The organism is Bacillus sp. SRB_8 (genome assembly GCF_003264205.1).
Taxonomy (GTDB): domain Bacteria; phylum Bacillota; class Bacilli; order Bacillales; family Bacillaceae_G; genus Bacillus_A; species Bacillus_A mycoides.
This window is the reverse complement of record NZ_NADT01000018.1, coordinates 610,088-625,253: the sequence shown is the minus strand read 5'-3', so window position 1 is coordinate 625,253 and position 15,166 is coordinate 610,088. Positions and strand designations below refer to the sequence as shown.

Annotated in this window: 16 protein-coding genes and 1 pseudogene; 13 read left to right on the top strand and 4 right to left on the bottom strand. The window is 37.2% G+C overall.

Annotated elements, in window-relative coordinates; genetic code table 11:
* Both B5P40_RS13375 and B5P40_RS13370 read left to right on the top strand, forming a co-directional pair.
* Positions 1-373: pseudogene (locus tag B5P40_RS13375) on the top strand (spore coat protein); the annotation flags it as partial.
* A 180-nt stretch (positions 374-553) separates the two neighbouring features.
* The gene (locus tag B5P40_RS13370; RefSeq protein ID WP_016100589.1) at positions 554-1,198 is read left to right on the top strand and encodes a YhcN/YlaJ family sporulation lipoprotein; all 645 of its coding nucleotides are present in this window, start codon (positions 554-556) and stop codon (positions 1,196-1,198) included.
* A 32-nt stretch (positions 1,199-1,230) separates the two neighbouring features.
* On the opposite strand, the gene B5P40_RS13365 is transcribed toward B5P40_RS13370, so the two are convergent.
* On the bottom strand, positions 1,231-1,665 hold the full coding sequence (locus B5P40_RS13365; RefSeq protein ID WP_016100590.1) for a hypothetical protein: 435 nt from the start codon (positions 1,663-1,665) through the stop codon (positions 1,231-1,233).
* A gap of 433 nt (positions 1,666-2,098) precedes the next feature.
* Here B5P40_RS13365 and B5P40_RS13360 point away from each other — a divergent pair, with 433 nt between their 5' ends.
* A complete protein-coding gene (locus B5P40_RS13360; RefSeq protein ID WP_113709314.1) occupies positions 2,099-2,614 on the top strand; it encodes a BofC C-terminal domain-containing protein in 516 nt (171 codons plus the stop codon).
* An 11-nt stretch (positions 2,615-2,625) separates the two neighbouring features.
* On the opposite strand, the gene B5P40_RS13355 is transcribed toward B5P40_RS13360, so the two are convergent.
* Positions 2,626-3,570: an iron-hydroxamate ABC transporter substrate-binding protein gene (locus tag B5P40_RS13355; protein ID WP_002190759.1), complete on the bottom strand. Its 945-nt coding sequence runs from the start codon at positions 3,568-3,570 to the stop codon at positions 2,626-2,628.
* A 189-nt stretch (positions 3,571-3,759) separates the two neighbouring features.
* On the opposite strand from B5P40_RS13355, the gene ruvA reads away from it, so the two are divergent.
* Genes ruvA through yajC form a run of 6 tightly spaced genes read left to right on the top strand, consistent with a single transcriptional unit; the run spans position 3,760 to position 8,093 of the window.
* Positions 3,760-4,377, top strand: a complete 618-nt coding sequence (ruvA, locus tag B5P40_RS13350; RefSeq protein ID WP_002088786.1) for a Holliday junction DNA helicase RuvA — start codon at positions 3,760-3,762, stop codon at positions 4,375-4,377.
* 5 nt (positions 4,378-4,382) lie between these two features.
* A complete protein-coding gene (gene ruvB / locus B5P40_RS13345; protein ID WP_000344470.1) occupies positions 4,383-5,384 on the top strand; it encodes a Holliday junction branch migration DNA helicase RuvB in 1,002 nt (333 codons plus the stop codon).
* Positions 5,381-5,581 carry a DUF2905 domain-containing protein gene (locus B5P40_RS13340; protein WP_000138161.1) on the top strand — a complete coding sequence of 67 codons (201 nt, stop codon included), beginning with the start codon at positions 5,381-5,383 and terminating at the stop codon, positions 5,579-5,581. The genes ruvB and B5P40_RS13340 overlap by 4 nt, the downstream gene beginning before the upstream one ends.
* 19 nt (positions 5,582-5,600) lie before the next feature.
* On the top strand, positions 5,601-6,653 hold the full coding sequence (gene queA / locus B5P40_RS13335) for a tRNA preQ1(34) S-adenosylmethionine ribosyltransferase-isomerase QueA (protein WP_002167633.1): 1,053 nt from the start codon (positions 5,601-5,603) through the stop codon (positions 6,651-6,653).
* A gap of 12 nt (positions 6,654-6,665) precedes the next feature.
* Positions 6,666-7,805, top strand: coding sequence for a tRNA guanosine(34) transglycosylase Tgt (tgt, locus tag B5P40_RS13330; protein ID WP_002015319.1), 1,140 nt, complete (start codon positions 6,666-6,668; stop codon positions 7,803-7,805).
* A 27-nt stretch (positions 7,806-7,832) separates the two neighbouring features.
* Positions 7,833-8,093: a preprotein translocase subunit YajC gene (gene yajC, locus B5P40_RS13325; protein WP_002015317.1), complete on the top strand. Its 261-nt coding sequence runs from the start codon at positions 7,833-7,835 to the stop codon at positions 8,091-8,093.
* Positions 8,094-8,130: 37 nt separating this feature from the next.
* On the opposite strand, the gene B5P40_RS13320 is transcribed toward yajC, so the two are convergent.
* Complete coding sequence (locus B5P40_RS13320; protein ID WP_002015315.1) at positions 8,131-8,514, bottom strand: TIGR04086 family membrane protein; 384 nt, start codon at positions 8,512-8,514, stop codon at positions 8,131-8,133.
* A 103-nt stretch (positions 8,515-8,617) separates the two neighbouring features.
* On the opposite strand from B5P40_RS13320, the gene B5P40_RS13315 reads away from it, so the two are divergent.
* The gene (locus B5P40_RS13315) at positions 8,618-9,274 is read left to right on the top strand and encodes a DUF421 domain-containing protein (protein WP_002015314.1); all 657 of its coding nucleotides are present in this window, start codon (positions 8,618-8,620) and stop codon (positions 9,272-9,274) included.
* Positions 9,275-9,303: 29 nt separating this feature from the next.
* Here B5P40_RS13315 and spoVB read toward each other — a convergent pair whose 3' ends face one another.
* Positions 9,304-10,863 carry a stage V sporulation protein B gene (gene spoVB / locus B5P40_RS13310; protein ID WP_002190753.1) on the bottom strand — a complete coding sequence of 520 codons (1,560 nt, stop codon included), beginning with the start codon at positions 10,861-10,863 and terminating at the stop codon, positions 9,304-9,306.
* 186 nt (positions 10,864-11,049) lie between these two features.
* On the opposite strand from spoVB, the gene B5P40_RS13305 reads away from it, so the two are divergent.
* From B5P40_RS13305 to B5P40_RS13295, 3 genes are all read left to right on the top strand, one after another.
* A complete protein-coding gene (locus B5P40_RS13305; RefSeq protein WP_002112000.1) occupies positions 11,050-11,334 on the top strand; it encodes a post-transcriptional regulator in 285 nt (94 codons plus the stop codon).
* Positions 11,335-11,616: 282 nt separating this feature from the next.
* Positions 11,617-13,884 (top strand): protein translocase subunit SecDF, encoded by a 2,268-nt coding sequence (gene secDF / locus B5P40_RS13300; RefSeq protein ID WP_016120839.1) that lies wholly within the window; start codon positions 11,617-11,619, stop codon positions 13,882-13,884.
* 307 nt (positions 13,885-14,191) lie between these two features.
* Entirely contained in the window at positions 14,192-15,085 is an 894-nt protein-coding gene (locus B5P40_RS13295) for a cation diffusion facilitator family transporter (RefSeq protein WP_002190750.1), read from the top strand.
* The last annotated feature ends 81 nt before the right edge of the window (positions 15,086-15,166 follow it).

Here is a 15,166-nt window from a genome sequence, read left to right as displayed (position 1 = left end):
TCAAATGCCGAACATGATGCCATATCAACAGCCAATGATGCCGCCATATCCGCAGTATCAGCAACAAAATCCATACAATCAAATGCCGTATCAACAAATGGCACCGCAATATACTTCTATGCCAAATCCAAATATGATGCCAATGGATAATAATATGCCACCACTCGTACAAGGGGAAGAAGATTGTGGATGCGGAGGAGAGAGTAGGTTATATAGTCCGCAACCGGGTGGACCACAATACGCCAATCCTTTATATTATCAACCAACTCAGCCAGCATATGCACCACAGCCAGGAACGATGTATTATCAGCCGGACCCACCAAACGTATTTGGAGAACCAGTTTCAGAAGAAGAGGACGAAGAGGAAGTTTAAAAAAAGGTGGGGTTATTCCCACCTTTTTTGTATTCGTGATAGTCAGGAATATGGTGAATTTACATTAAGTGCTAGAAAATTCCTAGTGAAATATTAACAGTGTAAAAACCCTCTCTGTTACTCATCATAAGGGGGAGCTTTTCGAAAGAGAAGTTCATTCTAACAGAGGGGGTTTTTGTATTGAATACGAAAGTAAAAGTTATTGCTGCTTCTTTGTTAGTTACCAGTGCATTAGCTGCATGTGGTACACCAAAAGATAATAATGCGATGGATGGACGTAACTATAATTACGAGCGTACATCTTATAATGATACACACCGATATAATGATAATGTAACGCGTAACGATCGTTATACAGATTATGTAACATATAGAAACGGTCGTAATGACGCAGGATCCAACTATTATCGTGATGTAAATTACAATGGGCAAATTGCTAATCCACACCCAACTCGTAATATTACAATGAACAATTCATACATTAACAATGATGGTAAAACTGCGGAGAAAATTACGAATCGTGTGAAACGTATGAATAACGTAGATCGAGTTTCTACAGTTGTATATGGAAACGATGTAGCGATTGCGGTAAAACCACGTAATACAGCGACGAATGAAACAGCGATGGCGAACGAAATTCGTCAAGCTGTTGTGAATGAAGTTGGAAATAGAAACGTATATGTTTCTGTAAGAAATGACATGTTTACTCGTGTCGATGCAATGAGTACGCGTTTACGTAACGGCACAGCTACAAACGATTTTAATCGTGACATAACAAATATGTTCCGAGACATTCGTTACGGTCTGACTGGTACTATGCGATAACAAATTAAAGAGGAAGGGCTAGCCCTTCCTCTTTATTCATCGTCGTCTTGTAAACGGCGTTTTGTTATAAAATAACTAACGGAGTAAGACGCTAAAAAGCATATGAAGAGAATACCACCTGTTAAAATAGCTTCAAATAGAGGTCTTTCTGGACTGAAAATGATATAAATAATAGCCATGATAATTCCTACAATAAGAGAGCGTAAAATAATTTTGTAATAAGGAGTTAACTTTATTTCCTTTTCGCTTTCTTCTACATCGATAGAAACGCTTAACTGTAAATAACTAAGTACAATACTTGTAAGAATAAATAATAACCACAATGGAGATTTCGTAATTTGATCAATTCCTTCAGTAAATCCGATATAGCCTAAAATTCCGATTATACCAATTGATTGAAAAAGAAAGGCAATACGTATGTTTTTTAATGTTTGAAGAATGAGACGTTCATCTTTAATTTTTTTCAAGGCATTCATCCCCTGTTTATATTTATAGTATTAATTGTAACATATATATTACATTAATCAATTTATAATTTACATAAATTTCAATTGGTTGAAAGAGGAAGAAAAATATATTTAGAAATATATTGCGCTTCTACCTTGTTAATGTTATATTATCAAAGCGATGAGCTAATTTACGTAAGTCGAGAGATATGCTTAAGTGCTAAACACGCGAATGTGGTCGCCTGGTCTTTCGCCGTAAACGCATCAGACGCCTGCTTTGCAGGCGTCTTTCATTTTATATAAAAGTAAATGATACATGCAGATGAGGATTAACCCTTATCTGCATTTTTTATTTTCCTTAGAAATTTAATGCTATTGTTTATATGGATAAAACCCCCATTTCCGGAAAAGCTACAAATGAAAGTATGATTTTGCCTAGAAGAGGTGAACGGAAATGAAATGGATGCTAATTGCAGTGCAAGCTTTCGTTGTGATGTTTTGCTTAGCTTATGGATCCGATGTGAGGGCAGAAGTAGTAGAAAAAGAACCTGAAGTTACAATTTTATTAGAGCGCATGTATGTTGATGGAGAAGTAAGTGAGGAAATACTGACAGAAAAAGTAGCGGATTTAGAAAAGTTTTTGCAGCAATATAAAGAATGGCAACTTGTTGATCGTGATGATGTGCAAATCGTATTACAAAGGAAAATTGATGATATTTCTCCTTTACTGAAAACGAGCGGTTATTTTGGTGTTTCAGAGGAAGGGATATTGCAAATTTTTAAAGGGGTACCGAAAAGTGATAACGCGATCCATTCCTTCTTTCAAATTGATATGAAAAAGCTTGAGAGTTATGAGCGAGCAAAACTAAAACGTGGTATTCGTATTAAGTCAAAAGAAGGATTCGTGAAGACAATCGAAAAAATGAAGCAATACGCAGTGCAAAATAAGAAAAAAAGCAGCTCAGGGTGAGCTGCTTTTTCTTATTTATTCTTAGCTAAAATCTCTTTTGCGATTTCATCAATTAGCATATCTTTTCCGATTGGATTGAATGCTTTCGTATTGAAGACTTCATTCGATACTTCATATACGTGATTGTTTTTTACTGCTTTATTATCTTTCCAAACCGCACTGTTTTTATAGTCTTCGTACACTTTATCAGCTTCTCCGCCGAAGTTTACAATAAACATTTGATCAGGCTGGAATGCAACAAGGCCTTCTAGTGATACTTGTGCCATCGTTTGTTTTAAATCTGTGCCTTTTGTTGCTGGAAGTTTTAAGTCGTTAAAGATGATGTCACCATATCCGAAGCTACCGTATACACGGAAGTTTTGTGGTGTTACTGCAACGAACATAAAGTTCTCATCTTTTGTTTTCTCTTTAATTTTTTTAGATAAAGAGTCTGCTTTTTTATCGTAATCTGCAATCCATTTGTCTGCTTTCTTTTCTTCGTCAAATAGTTTACCTACTTCTTTAAACTTACCGCGCCAGTCTTCTAGATTTGTTTCCAGAACAACTGTCGGTGCCACTTTTTCTAGTTGATCATAAATTTTCAATTGACGATTGTTTAAAATAATTAAGTCTGGTTTTAAAGCAGTAACAGCCTCTAAATCAACTTTAGGTGCCCAATACCAGCCAACTGCTTTTACTCCGTCTAACTTTTCAGTTAAATGATTTTGGATTTTATCTTTATATGTGTTTGCTGTGCCAACAGGTTTATGTCCAAGGATTAATAATTCCTCTGTTGATCCAGATAAATCAACAATTCTCTTTGGATTAGCTGGAATTGTTGCTTCCCCTTTAGCATGTTTTACAACTTTTGTTTTCGGTTGTTCTTTTGTTTTTTCTTCTTCTTTTTGAGAAGAACAGCCAACGATAGAAAGAACAACTAGCATGATAGTAAATAAAATAAATAGCTTTTGTTTCATCCTGATGTAACCCCTTTAATTAATATTGATAATCATTATTGACTCCTGTATAGTAATGTTCTTTTTGTATTTATGTCAATAGAAAAAAACGGAAATTGTAAACGGGGAACATTTGTTGGGGCAGTCTCGCTTTTCTATTGTTAAATATGTTAAAATGGAATACATGATTTGAGAGGGAGAGATCGTATTTTGTTTGAATATGTTACAGGTTACGTGGAGTATGTAGGACCGGAATATGTCGTAATTGACCATAATGGAATTGGTTATCAAATTTTCACACCAAATCCGTATGTATTTCAAAGAAGTAAGCAAGAAATCCGTGTCTATACATATCATTATGTGAGAGAAGATATTATGGCACTTTACGGTTTTAAAACACGTGAAGAGCGTTTATTATTTACAAAATTGTTAGGTGTATCGGGGATTGGACCAAAAGGTGCTCTTGCAATTTTAGCTTCTGGTCAAACCGGACAGGTCGTTCAAGCGATTGAACATGAAGATGAGAAGTTCTTAGTGAAGTTCCCAGGCGTCGGAAAGAAAACAGCGCGCCAAATGATTTTAGATTTAAAAGGAAAACTAGCAGATGTTGTACCAGATGCGTTTGTTGATTTGTTCTCAGATACTGAAAGTTTTGATACGAAGAAAGGTTCATCAGTTGAACTTGATGAAGCACTGGAAGCACTGCGTGCACTTGGCTATGCAGAACGAGAAGTCTCTCGCGTTGTACCAGAGTTATTAAAAGAATCACTAACGACGGATCAATATATTAAAAAGGCACTTAGTCTTTTACTAAATGGTAAGAGGTGAGTATAATGGACGAACGTCTCCTTTCAGGGGAATCTGGATACGAAGATGCGGATTTAGAGTATTCATTACGGCCACAGACGCTCCGTCAGTACATTGGCCAAGATAAAGCGAAACATAATTTAGAAGTGTTTATTGAAGCGGCGAAAATGCGTGAAGAAACGTTAGATCACGTACTTTTATATGGCCCACCTGGACTTGGTAAAACGACGCTTGCGAATATTATTGCCAATGAAATGGGTGTTAACATTCGAACGACGTCAGGTCCCGCAATTGAAAGACCAGGAGATTTAGCAGCTGTATTAACAGCGCTTCAGCCAGGAGATGTATTATTTATTGATGAAATTCATCGTTTGCATAGATCTATTGAAGAAGTGCTATACCCAGCGATGGAAGACTTTTGCCTTGATATCGTTATTGGGAAAGGACCATCAGCTCGCTCTGTACGCCTAGATTTACCTCCATTTACGCTAGTTGGGGCAACGACGCGTGCAGGTGCATTATCAGCACCACTTCGTGACCGTTTCGGTGTACTTTCACGATTAGAGTACTATACAGTAGATCAGCTTTCTGCGATTGTAGAACGCACAGCAGAAGTGTTTGAAGTTGAAATAGATTCGTTAGCTGCATTAGAAATTGCAAGACGTGCCCGTGGTACACCTCGTATTGCGAATCGTCTATTACGACGTGTACGTGACTTCGCACAAGTTCGCAGTGACGGAACGATTGCGATGGAAATTACACAAATGGCGTTAGAACTATTACAAGTAGATAAATTAGGACTTGATCATATCGACCATAAATTACTGCTTGGTATTATTGAAAAGTTCCGCGGTGGTCCAGTTGGATTAGAAACTGTTTCAGCAACGATTGGGGAAGAATCTCATACGATTGAAGATGTGTATGAGCCGTATTTATTACAAATTGGCTTTTTACAAAGAACGCCAAGAGGCCGGATCGTAACACCGCTCGCATATGAGCATTTCGGAATGGAGATGCCCAAAGTATGACGGAGATGCCAAAGCTGCTTATTACAGCTGGTATTTTGCTCATTGTTGTTGGATTAGCTTGGAAGTTCATAGGAAGGCTTCCAGGCGATATTTTTGTGAAAAAAGGTAACGTTACCTTTTATTTTCCTATCATTACATGTATTGTGTTAAGTATTGCATTATCTTTCATTATGTATATAATAAATCGATTCAAATAAGAAATAGGTGGATACAGTTATGGATATTAATCTGTTTGATTTTCATTTACCAGAAGAACTCATTGCACAAATTCCGCTTGAAGAGCGTGAAACATCAAGATTGATGGTGTTAGACCGTGAAACAGGAGATATTGAGCATAAACATTTTACAGACATTCTTTCTTACTTACAAGAGGGGGATTGCTTAGTTTTAAATGAAACGAAAGTGATGCCAGCTCGCTTGCACGGTGTGAAAGAAGATACAGGTGCACACATTGAAGTGCTTCTTTTGAAACAAGAGGAAGGCGATAAGTGGGAAACGCTTATAAAGCCAGCGAAGCGTGTAAAAGAAGGAACTGTCATCTCTTTTGGTGAAGGAAAGTTAAAAGCAACTTGCATTGGAACAGCAGATCAAGGTGGGCGTCAACTTGAGTTTTCATATGACGGCATCTTTTATGAAATTTTAGACGAGCTTGGAGAAATGCCACTTCCTCCATATATTAAAGAGACGCTAGAAGATCGCGATCGTTATCAAACGGTATATGCGAAGGAAATCGGTTCAGCGGCAGCACCGACGGCTGGCCTTCACTTTACAGAAGAGTTACTTGAGAAATTGAAGCAAAAAGGCGTCGGGTTAGCATTCATTACACTCCATGTAGGACTTGGAACTTTTAGACCAGTTTCTGCAGATACTATTGAAGAGCATCATATGCACGCAGAGTATTACCATATGTCTGAAGAGACTGCGGCGTTATTAAACCGCGTGAAAGAGAATGGCGGCCGTATTATTACTGTAGGTACGACATCAACTCGTACGTTAGAAACGATTGCGACAGATAATAGTGGTAAGCTTTGCGCAGCTTCTGGCTGGACAGATATTTTTATGTACCCAGGATATGAATTTAAAGCAATTGATGGTTTAATTACAAACTTCCATTTGCCGAAATCAACATTAATTATGCTTGTAAGTGCATTTTCAAATAGAGATAATGTACTTCATGCTTATAATGAAGCAGTAAAAGAAAAATATCGTTTCTTTAGTTTCGGTGATGCGATGTTCGTTGCATCTCACGCTAAAATGAGAAACAAATAAAAGGAGTAAATTATGACAGCAATTCGTTATGAATTTATTAAAACTTGTAAACAAACGGGTGCGCGTTTAGGTCGAGTGCACACGCCACACGGCTCATTTGATACACCGACATTTATGCCAGTTGGTACACTTGCAACAGTTAAAACAATGTCACCAGAAGAATTAAAAGCAATGGATTCTGGCATTATTTTAAGCAATACGTATCATTTATGGCTACGTCCAGGCCACGAAATTATTCGTGAAGCAGGTGGCTTGCATAAGTTTATGAACTGGGATCGTGCAATCTTAACGGATTCAGGTGGATTCCAAGTATTTAGCTTAAGTGATTTCCGACGTATTGAAGAGGAAGGTGTTCATTTCCGCAATCACTTAAATGGCGATAAATTATTCTTATCTCCAGAAAAAGCGATGGAAATCCAAAATGCATTAGGTTCAGATATCATGATGGCATTTGATGAGTGTCCACCGTTCCCAGCTACTTTTGAATACATGAAAAAGTCGGTAGAGCGTACAAGCCGCTGGGCAGAGCGTTGCCTAAAGGCGCATGAACGTCCACAAGATCAAGGTTTATTCGGTATTGTACAGGGCGGGGAGTTTGAAGAACTTCGTCGTCAAAGTGCGAAAGATCTTGTTTCAATGGACTTCCCTGGCTATGCTATCGGCGGTCTATCTGTTGGTGAACCGAAGGATATTATGAATCGTGTTCTTGAGTTTACAACACCACTTCTTCCTGATGATAAACCACGTTACTTAATGGGTGTAGGTTCTCCTGACTCGTTAATTGATGGTGCGATTCGCGGTGTTGATATGTTTGACTGTGTACTTCCAACTCGTATCGCTCGAAATGGTACATGTATGACAAGTGAAGGCCGCTTAGTTGTGAAAAATGCGAAATTCGCTAGAGACTTCGGGCCGCTTGATCCGAACTGTGATTGCTACACATGTAAAAACTATTCTCGTGCGTACATTCGTCACTTAATGAAATGTGATGAAACGTTCGGAATTCGTTTAACGTCTTATCACAACCTTCATTTTCTGTTAAACTTAATGGAGCAGGTGAGACAAGCTATTCGTGAAGACCGTCTTGGCGATTTCCGCGAAGAGTTCTTTGAACAGTATGGCTTTAATAAACCGAATGCTAAAAACTTCTAATACATAATTTAAAAGGAGGAACACAAGATGAATGCAGGTATGATGAATATCGTTATGATTGTTGCGATGTTTGCGATTTTCTATTTCTTATTAATTCGCCCGCAACAAAAGCGTCAAAAAGCAGTTGCACAAATGCAAAATGAAATCAAAAAAGGTGATGCTATCGTAACAATCGGTGGTTTACACGCTACAATCGAATCAGTGGATGAAACAAAAATTGTTGTTAAATCTGGTGGTGCACACTTAACTTTCGATCGCAATGCGATTCGTGAAGTTGTGAAAAACTAATGATGAAGGCCCTGCATGAAATGTGCAGGGCCTTTTTTTAACTATTTTGTTTTGACATATTTACACCGAAAATACCTCCGAGTGTACTCGCACCCATCAATGCTAATTGGTAGAGTAACTGTGAGTTCGATAAAGTTTGAGAGAAGCCTAAATAGTTAACGAGAAAGACGAGAATAGCGAATGTAAGGCCTGTTGTGAAACCTACTAGCCATCCTTTTCCTTGTGCCTTTTTACCAGCAATAAATCCAGACATAAGCATAGATAGAAGGGCTATTATAAAAATAATAATTACTAATGTCCCTTCATTAATATTCGTAAATTTTAATAAAAGAGCCATGATCATACTTGTAATAGATGCGAGGATTAATAGGGTAATAATACCGAAGCCGATTGCGCTCGATAATTTTTTCGTTCCATCCATTATGCATTCCCCCTTTTTAATACAAGCATATTTTCATTTTGTTTAAGTTAGACTAGTTTCTTTTTTGTAGGGGAGCCTATAAGTAAAAAAAGGGGATGTAGAAATGGAATGGGTATCAATAATCGGACGAACAATGCTTTTGTATATAATCATTTTAATTATTTTTCGTCTTATGGGTAAACGTGAAATTGGAGAATTAAGTGTATTAGATTTAGTTGTATTCATTATGCTCGGTGAAATGGCTGTAGTGGCAATCGAAAATACAGATAAATCACTTTGGCATCAATTAGTTCCAATGACTTTTCTTATGTGTATACAAATCATTTTGTCGGTCATTTCTTTAAAGTTTCAGCGTTTTCGGCATTTAATAGAAGGGGAGCCTGCGATTCTTGTGAATGCAGGTAAAATTGATGAAAAAAAGATGCGGAAGCAGCGATATAACATAGATGATTTATTGATGCAACTACGTGAGCAAGGAATCGGAGATGTGCGTGATGTAGAATACGCTATTTTAGAACCATCTGGAAAGTTATCTGTCTTTCAAAAACAAAAAAGTAAAAAGAGCAAAAATGATACACCAATTTTTACACTCCCACTAATTATTGATGGAGAAATTCAATACAATCATTTGCAAATGATCGAACATACAGATGGGTGGCTCGTTGAGAAACTGAATAACTTAGGTTATAAAGATGTGAAACAGATTTTATATTGTAGTTTTCAAAATGGACAGTTTTTCGTTGATTTGAAAGAAAATTAGAGGCTTACCATTTTGAATGGCAAGCCTGCTTACTTCAAAAATGAAAGTTTCCGAATGATAGGGAGACGACTTAATTCTTCTTTTCGAATGAGTTTGAAAACGAAGAGGAGAACGATATAAACGATTGTTGTTAAAGTGATTTCCCATAATGTTTGTATGCCAAGTGAATGAGAAAAAACGATATACTTATGAAGATAAAAACCGAAGGTACCAGCAATCCCGATAGCAACTCCGCCGAAAATATAGTCTTTTGCATAAATGGTAAATGCAATTTTCTTTAAAACAGTGGCGTAGTGAAGGAATGTTACGGTTACTATATTTGCTGCGATGGCGAGGGCAACCCCCATCATTTGGAACTCTGGGCGTGAAGCGAGTACAAAGATAACGATTAATTTTACGATAGCGCCAATAAATGTGTTCATCATAGCAGCGCGTGCTAAGTTTAAAGCTTGCAACACAGATGTAAGGGGGCTTTGAAAATAATGAAATAAAAAGCAAGGTGCAAGAAGCTGGATGAATGCGGCCGCGTTGTCTGATCCGTACATGAGAGTTAAAACTGGAGAAGCAAATACATATAATATAACGACTGACCATCCGCCGGTTATTAAGGAAATTCGAAGTGCTTGTTGTAATCGGTGTTCTACTAATTTGTGTTGTCTCTTTGCCATTGCCTCACTAATTGATGGGACGAGTGCTGTAGAAAGAGCATATGTAATAAAGGCTGGCAGTGATAGAAGTGGGAACGCATATCCGTTTAATATACCGTATTGCTGAGTTGCGACAGAAGCAGCAACGCCGGCGATCGCTAAGCTTTGCATAACGACGATAGGTTCAAAGAAATAAGAAACGGAACCAATTAAACGGCTTCCTGTAGTTGGTAAAGCAATGTCCATAAGGGAATAAAACGTATTTTTGCTCTCCTTTACAGTAGTGAAAAATCCAGAGCGTATAGATAAATGTTTTTCGCGTTGGAATAAAGTAAGTAAAAATAATAAAGATGCAACTTCACCTAGAACAGCTGATAGCATAGCACCGGCTGCAGCATATTCTACGCCGTAAGGTAAAAATAACCGAATGCATACAGCGATAATTGTAATGCGGACAACTTGTTCTATGACTTGAGCGTAAGCGCTCGGCTTCATGTTTTGTTTCCCTTGGAAATAACCACGTAAAACGGAAGAAACTGCAATAACAGGGACGACAGGTAAAATAGCCATTAATGGATAGTAAGTTCTTTCATCTGTTAATAATGTTTTTGCTAAAATAGGTGTGAGTAGCATAATCCCAATTGTTAAAATGATGCTAATAATGGATGTAACGGCTAGCGAGACAGTTAATATTTTTTTAACTCTTTGCTTATCGTTCACTGCTTCCGCTTCTGCTACAAATTTTGCGATTGCAACAGGAAGGCCAATTTGTGTTAATGTAATTGCTAAAATGAAGGTGGGGACAGCCATCATATAAAGGCCAACGCCTTCTTCGCCTAAAATACGTGCCATTACAATGCGGTTAATAAATCCAAGGATTTTTGTAATAAAACCGGCTATCATTAAAATAAATGCGCCTTTTAAAAAGCTTTGTCTCGTCATACTCTTCTCCTACCTTCTCAAAATCAATGGAATGATTTACAATAATTTATATGCACGTATGAGACAAGAATGACAAGCATTTAAGAGAGTGAAGTATGAAGGGTACTCTTGAAAGAAGTTATTACTGTCCATTAGAGCGGGATTAAAAGCGACTTTTCGTGCTGAAATAAGAAGGAGATGTTATATATGTTGGATAAAGAGGCTTTGGTAGAATCATACCGCGGACAGTTACAAGTCGTTTTAGAAAGTAAAGTAGAAGAGTTTCAAATGTTCGGTTACGACCGAGTGACAGATAATGATATTTGGAAGTTTCTCAAGGCGAAAAAGTGGAAAAAGATAGATAGTGATGTTAGGTTATATGAATTAGTAAATGATGTATTAAGAGTAAGTACTAATGAATATATGAATTATTTAACTGTTGAAGCATATCAAGCGCCACTTTGGTCGTTTGATGAATATGAAAATAAATAACCGACTGTAATTGGTTTGTTCTTCCTTTTGCAGTATAATGATAGGTATTGATAAAGAGGAATTAATTATGTCTAAGATTATATATAAAGGAGGTAGTGAAGAGGAAAAATAAATAATGAATAGTGTAGGTATTGTGAAAAGCTTACCGACACAGCTAGTGATGAACTAGCGGAAATACATGTATTTTATAGAAAGTAAGTCTACTAACTAGGCGTATGCACACGTGCGAAAATGAATCGTAAGAGATTTATTGAAAGTGTTAGTAGCAGAAAGAGGGTACATATGGCAAAGCGTGGTACAAGAATTGCCGCCTTTTTCCTCATCGTTTTATTAATTGGTGGAGTAATTGGTGCGGCAGGAAAAGACATAGCAAAAGGAATTAGTCTAGGACTAGACCTTCGCGGTGGTTTTGAAATTCTGTATGAAGTAAAACCAGCCAAAAAAGGTGATAAAATCGATCGTGATGCACTTGTAAGTACAGTAGGTGCTCTTGAAAATCGTGTCAATGTTCTTGGTGTAAGTGAGCCGAACATTCAAATCGAAGGGGAAGATCGAATTCGTGTACAGCTTGCTGGTGTACAAGATCAGCAAAAAGCACGTGAAATGTTATCAACACAAGCGAAACTAACATTCCGTGATGTGGATGATAACCTGCTTATGGACGGAACGGATTTAAAAGGCGGCGGAGCGAAGCAAACATTTGATGAGCAAGGCCGTGCGAGCGTAGGTCTTACACTAAAAAGCGCTGAAAAATTCCGTGAAGTAACTGAAAAGATTTCAAAAATGCCACCACCAACGAATTTAATGGTAATTTGGCTTGATTTTGAAGAAGGAAAAGATTCATATAAAGCAGAATCTGCAAAAACGAATAATCAGAAGTTTTTATCAGCAGCAACAGTAAGCCAAGTATTTAACCAAGCTGAAGTATCTATCGTAGGTGGAAACTTTACAGTTGAAAGTGCGAAAGAACTTTCATCTTTATTAAATGCAGGTGCACTTCCTGTTGATTTAAAAGAAATGTATTCAACATCTGTTGGAGCGAAATTTGGTCAACAAGCATTAGAGCAAACGATTTTCGCTAGTGCGATTGGTATTGCTATTATCTTCTTATTCATGCTTGTATTCTACCGTTTACCAGGACTTGTAGCGGTTATTATGTTAGGTTTATACATTTTCGTTACATTACTTGTCTTTAACTGGATGCATGCAGTTCTTACGTTACCGGGTATTGCGGCATTAGTGCTCGGGGTTGGTATCGCAGTTGATGCGAATATCATTACGTACGAGAGATTGAAGGAAGAGCTTAAAATTGGTAAGTCGATGATGTCAGCATTCCGTGCTGGTAACCATCGTTCATTATCGACAATTTTAGATGCGAACATTACAACAATTGCAGCAGCTGGTGTATTATTCGCTTACGGTAATAGCTCTGTAAAAGGATTCGCAACAAGTTTAATCGTAAGTATTTTAGTTGGTTTCATTACGAATGTATTCGGTACTCGTTTCTTACTAGGTTTACTTGTAAAGAGCCGTTACTTTGATAAGAAACTATCTTACTTTGGTGTTAAGGAAAAGGATATTATTCCATTAACAAAAGGTGCAGTACATCCACCGACGAGATTTGATCGTATTAATTTCGTAAATATCGGTCATAAATTTTTCTTATTCTCAATTGTAGTTGTAATTGCTGGGGCAATTATATTACCGATTTTCAAAATGAATCTTGGTATTGACTTTGCAAGTGGTACACGTATTGACTTGCAATCAAAACAAGCAACTACTGTTTCTAATGTTCATAAAGATTTAAAAGAATTGAACATCGATGTGAAGGAAGAAGATATTGTACCGACCGGAGATGACAATAAAGGTTTCGCAGTTCGTACAGTAGGTGTTCTATCGAAAGATGAAATTGCGAAAACAAAAACATTCTTCCACGATAAATATGGTACAGATCCAAATGTAAGTACAGTTTCGCCGACAATCGGTAAAGAGATTGCACGAAATGCATTTATCGCAGTACTAATTGCTTCTGCAGTAATCGTTTTATACGTAAGTATTCGTTTCCGTCTTACGTACGCAGTATCTGCAGTAATCGCATTATTACATGATGCATTCGTTATGATTGTTATGTTTAGTCTTTTCCAGATAGAGGTAGACTTAACGTTTATCGCTGCGGTATTAACGATTATTGGTTACTCTATCAATGACTCAATCGTTACGTTTGATAGAAACCGTGAGTTATACAAACAGAAAAAACGAGTTCGCGACATAAAAGATTTAGAAGAAATCGTAAACTCAAGTATTCGTCAAACAATTGGTCGTTCAATTAATACAGTGTTAACAGTGTTATTCCCAGTAATCACACTACTTATTTTCGGTAGTGAATCACTGCGTAACTTCTCACTTGCATTATTAATTGGATTAGTTGTAGGTACGTACTCTTCTATTTTCGTTGCTTCTCAAATTTGGTTAATGCTTGAAAACCGTCGTTTGAAAAAGGGCAAAAACAAGAAGAAGGTTGAGAAAGAAGAACCTGAACCGCAAGTATAAAAAAGATGATGTCTCATTATGAGGCATCTCTTTTTTCGTTTGTGGATACAATAAGATAGCAACTTTTGAAAGAATGAAATGGAATAAAGTGGTGATGTTATCGCTGATTTTGTTAAAATAAAGTGAAACTTTAATAAGTGGGGGTTTTGTTCATCCCCACTTATTATTAGCCCTCACCAATCGGGCCTTTACGGGCAGTTGATCTCCCACCTAACTTCCTTGTATTTGCCGGATTTTGAGGTGGGGGGCTTACTGCCCGCAAATAGCGGGATAAAAAGATAGGTTAAGAAAAGAAGGGATTTCAATTATGGAAAAAGATGAACGTTTTAAACAGGCCGAGTTTGGTGCTATTGTCGGAATCGTTGGTAATATTATATTAGCGATTGTAAAAGCGGTAATTGGTTATATTGGAAACAGTAAGGCACTTTTAGCGGATGCAGTGCATTCTGGATCAGATGTAATTGGCTCGTTAGCTGTACTTTTTGGATTACGAGCGGCAAAGCAACCGCCTGATGAAGATCATCCGTATGGTCATGGTAAAGCGGAATCGATTTCAGCGATTATTGTTGCGGTATTATTATTTATTGTTGGAATAGAGATAGCGATTTCGTCTATAAAAGCTTTTTCACAAGATTTGGAACCACCAAAAGGAATTACGATTTTTGCAGTTATTCTTTCGATTGTAGTGAAAGAAGGGATGTTTCAGTATAAATATCGATTAGGGAAAAGGATAAATAGTGCTGCAATTATTGCAAATGCATATGAACATCGTTCGGATGTGTTTTCTTCAATTGCAGCTTTAATCGGCATTTGTGCAGCTATTATCGGCAGTAAGTTGGGTATAGATTGGCTTGTATATGCCGATCCAATTGCGGGATTATTTGTTTCAATTCTCGTTGCTAAGATGGCATGGAGTATTGGAGCAGAAGCTATTCATGCAACGCTCGATCATGTTCTGCATGAAGAAGATGTTGTTCCGCTTAGGGAGGCAGTTTTTCAAGTGGAAGGTGTGAAAAAAATCGGCTCTTTATATGCAAGAGAACATGGCCACTATGTTATTGTCGATATTAAAGTATCTGTAGATCCATATATCACTGTAGAAGAAGGTCACCGCATCGGAAAACATGTAAAAGAAAAACTTATGAAACAAGATAACGTACAAAACGTTTTTGTACATATTAATCCGTATTCTCCAAATTAAACATAACAGATATTTAATTATATAGATATCGAATCGTAGTTTGCATTATATTGTCACCCCTTAATCTGTCTTGTATAATGG

What these genes read in the sequence shown, in the direction of transcription:
- B5P40_RS13360 (WP_113709314.1), top strand. Translation starts at nt 2,099, where the DNA reads ATGAAATGGATGCTAATTGCAGTGCAAGCTTTCGTTGTGATGTTTTGC.
- B5P40_RS13355 (WP_002190759.1), bottom strand. Translation starts at nt 3,570, where the DNA reads ATGAAACAAAAGCTATTTATTTTATTTACTATCATGCTAGTTGTTCTT.
- ruvB (WP_000344470.1), top strand. Translation starts at nt 4,383, where the DNA reads ATGGACGAACGTCTCCTTTCAGGGGAATCTGGATACGAAGATGCGGAT.
- B5P40_RS13340 (WP_000138161.1), top strand. Translation starts at nt 5,381, where the DNA reads ATGACGGAGATGCCAAAGCTGCTTATTACAGCTGGTATTTTGCTCATT.
- queA (WP_002167633.1), top strand. Translation starts at nt 5,601, where the DNA reads ATGGATATTAATCTGTTTGATTTTCATTTACCAGAAGAACTCATTGCA.
- tgt (WP_002015319.1), top strand. Translation starts at nt 6,666, where the DNA reads ATGACAGCAATTCGTTATGAATTTATTAAAACTTGTAAACAAACGGGT.
- yajC (WP_002015317.1), top strand. Translation starts at nt 7,833, where the DNA reads ATGAATGCAGGTATGATGAATATCGTTATGATTGTTGCGATGTTTGCG.
- B5P40_RS13320 (WP_002015315.1), bottom strand. Translation starts at nt 8,514, where the DNA reads ATGGATGGAACGAAAAAATTATCGAGCGCAATCGGCTTCGGTATTATT.
- B5P40_RS13315 (WP_002015314.1), top strand. Translation starts at nt 8,618, where the DNA reads ATGGAATGGGTATCAATAATCGGACGAACAATGCTTTTGTATATAATC.
- spoVB (WP_002190753.1), bottom strand. Translation starts at nt 10,863, where the DNA reads ATGACGAGACAAAGCTTTTTAAAAGGCGCATTTATTTTAATGATAGCC.
- B5P40_RS13305 (WP_002112000.1), top strand. Translation starts at nt 11,050, where the DNA reads ATGTTGGATAAAGAGGCTTTGGTAGAATCATACCGCGGACAGTTACAA.
- secDF (WP_016120839.1), top strand. Translation starts at nt 11,617, where the DNA reads ATGGCAAAGCGTGGTACAAGAATTGCCGCCTTTTTCCTCATCGTTTTA.
- B5P40_RS13295 (WP_002190750.1), top strand. Translation starts at nt 14,192, where the DNA reads ATGGAAAAAGATGAACGTTTTAAACAGGCCGAGTTTGGTGCTATTGTC.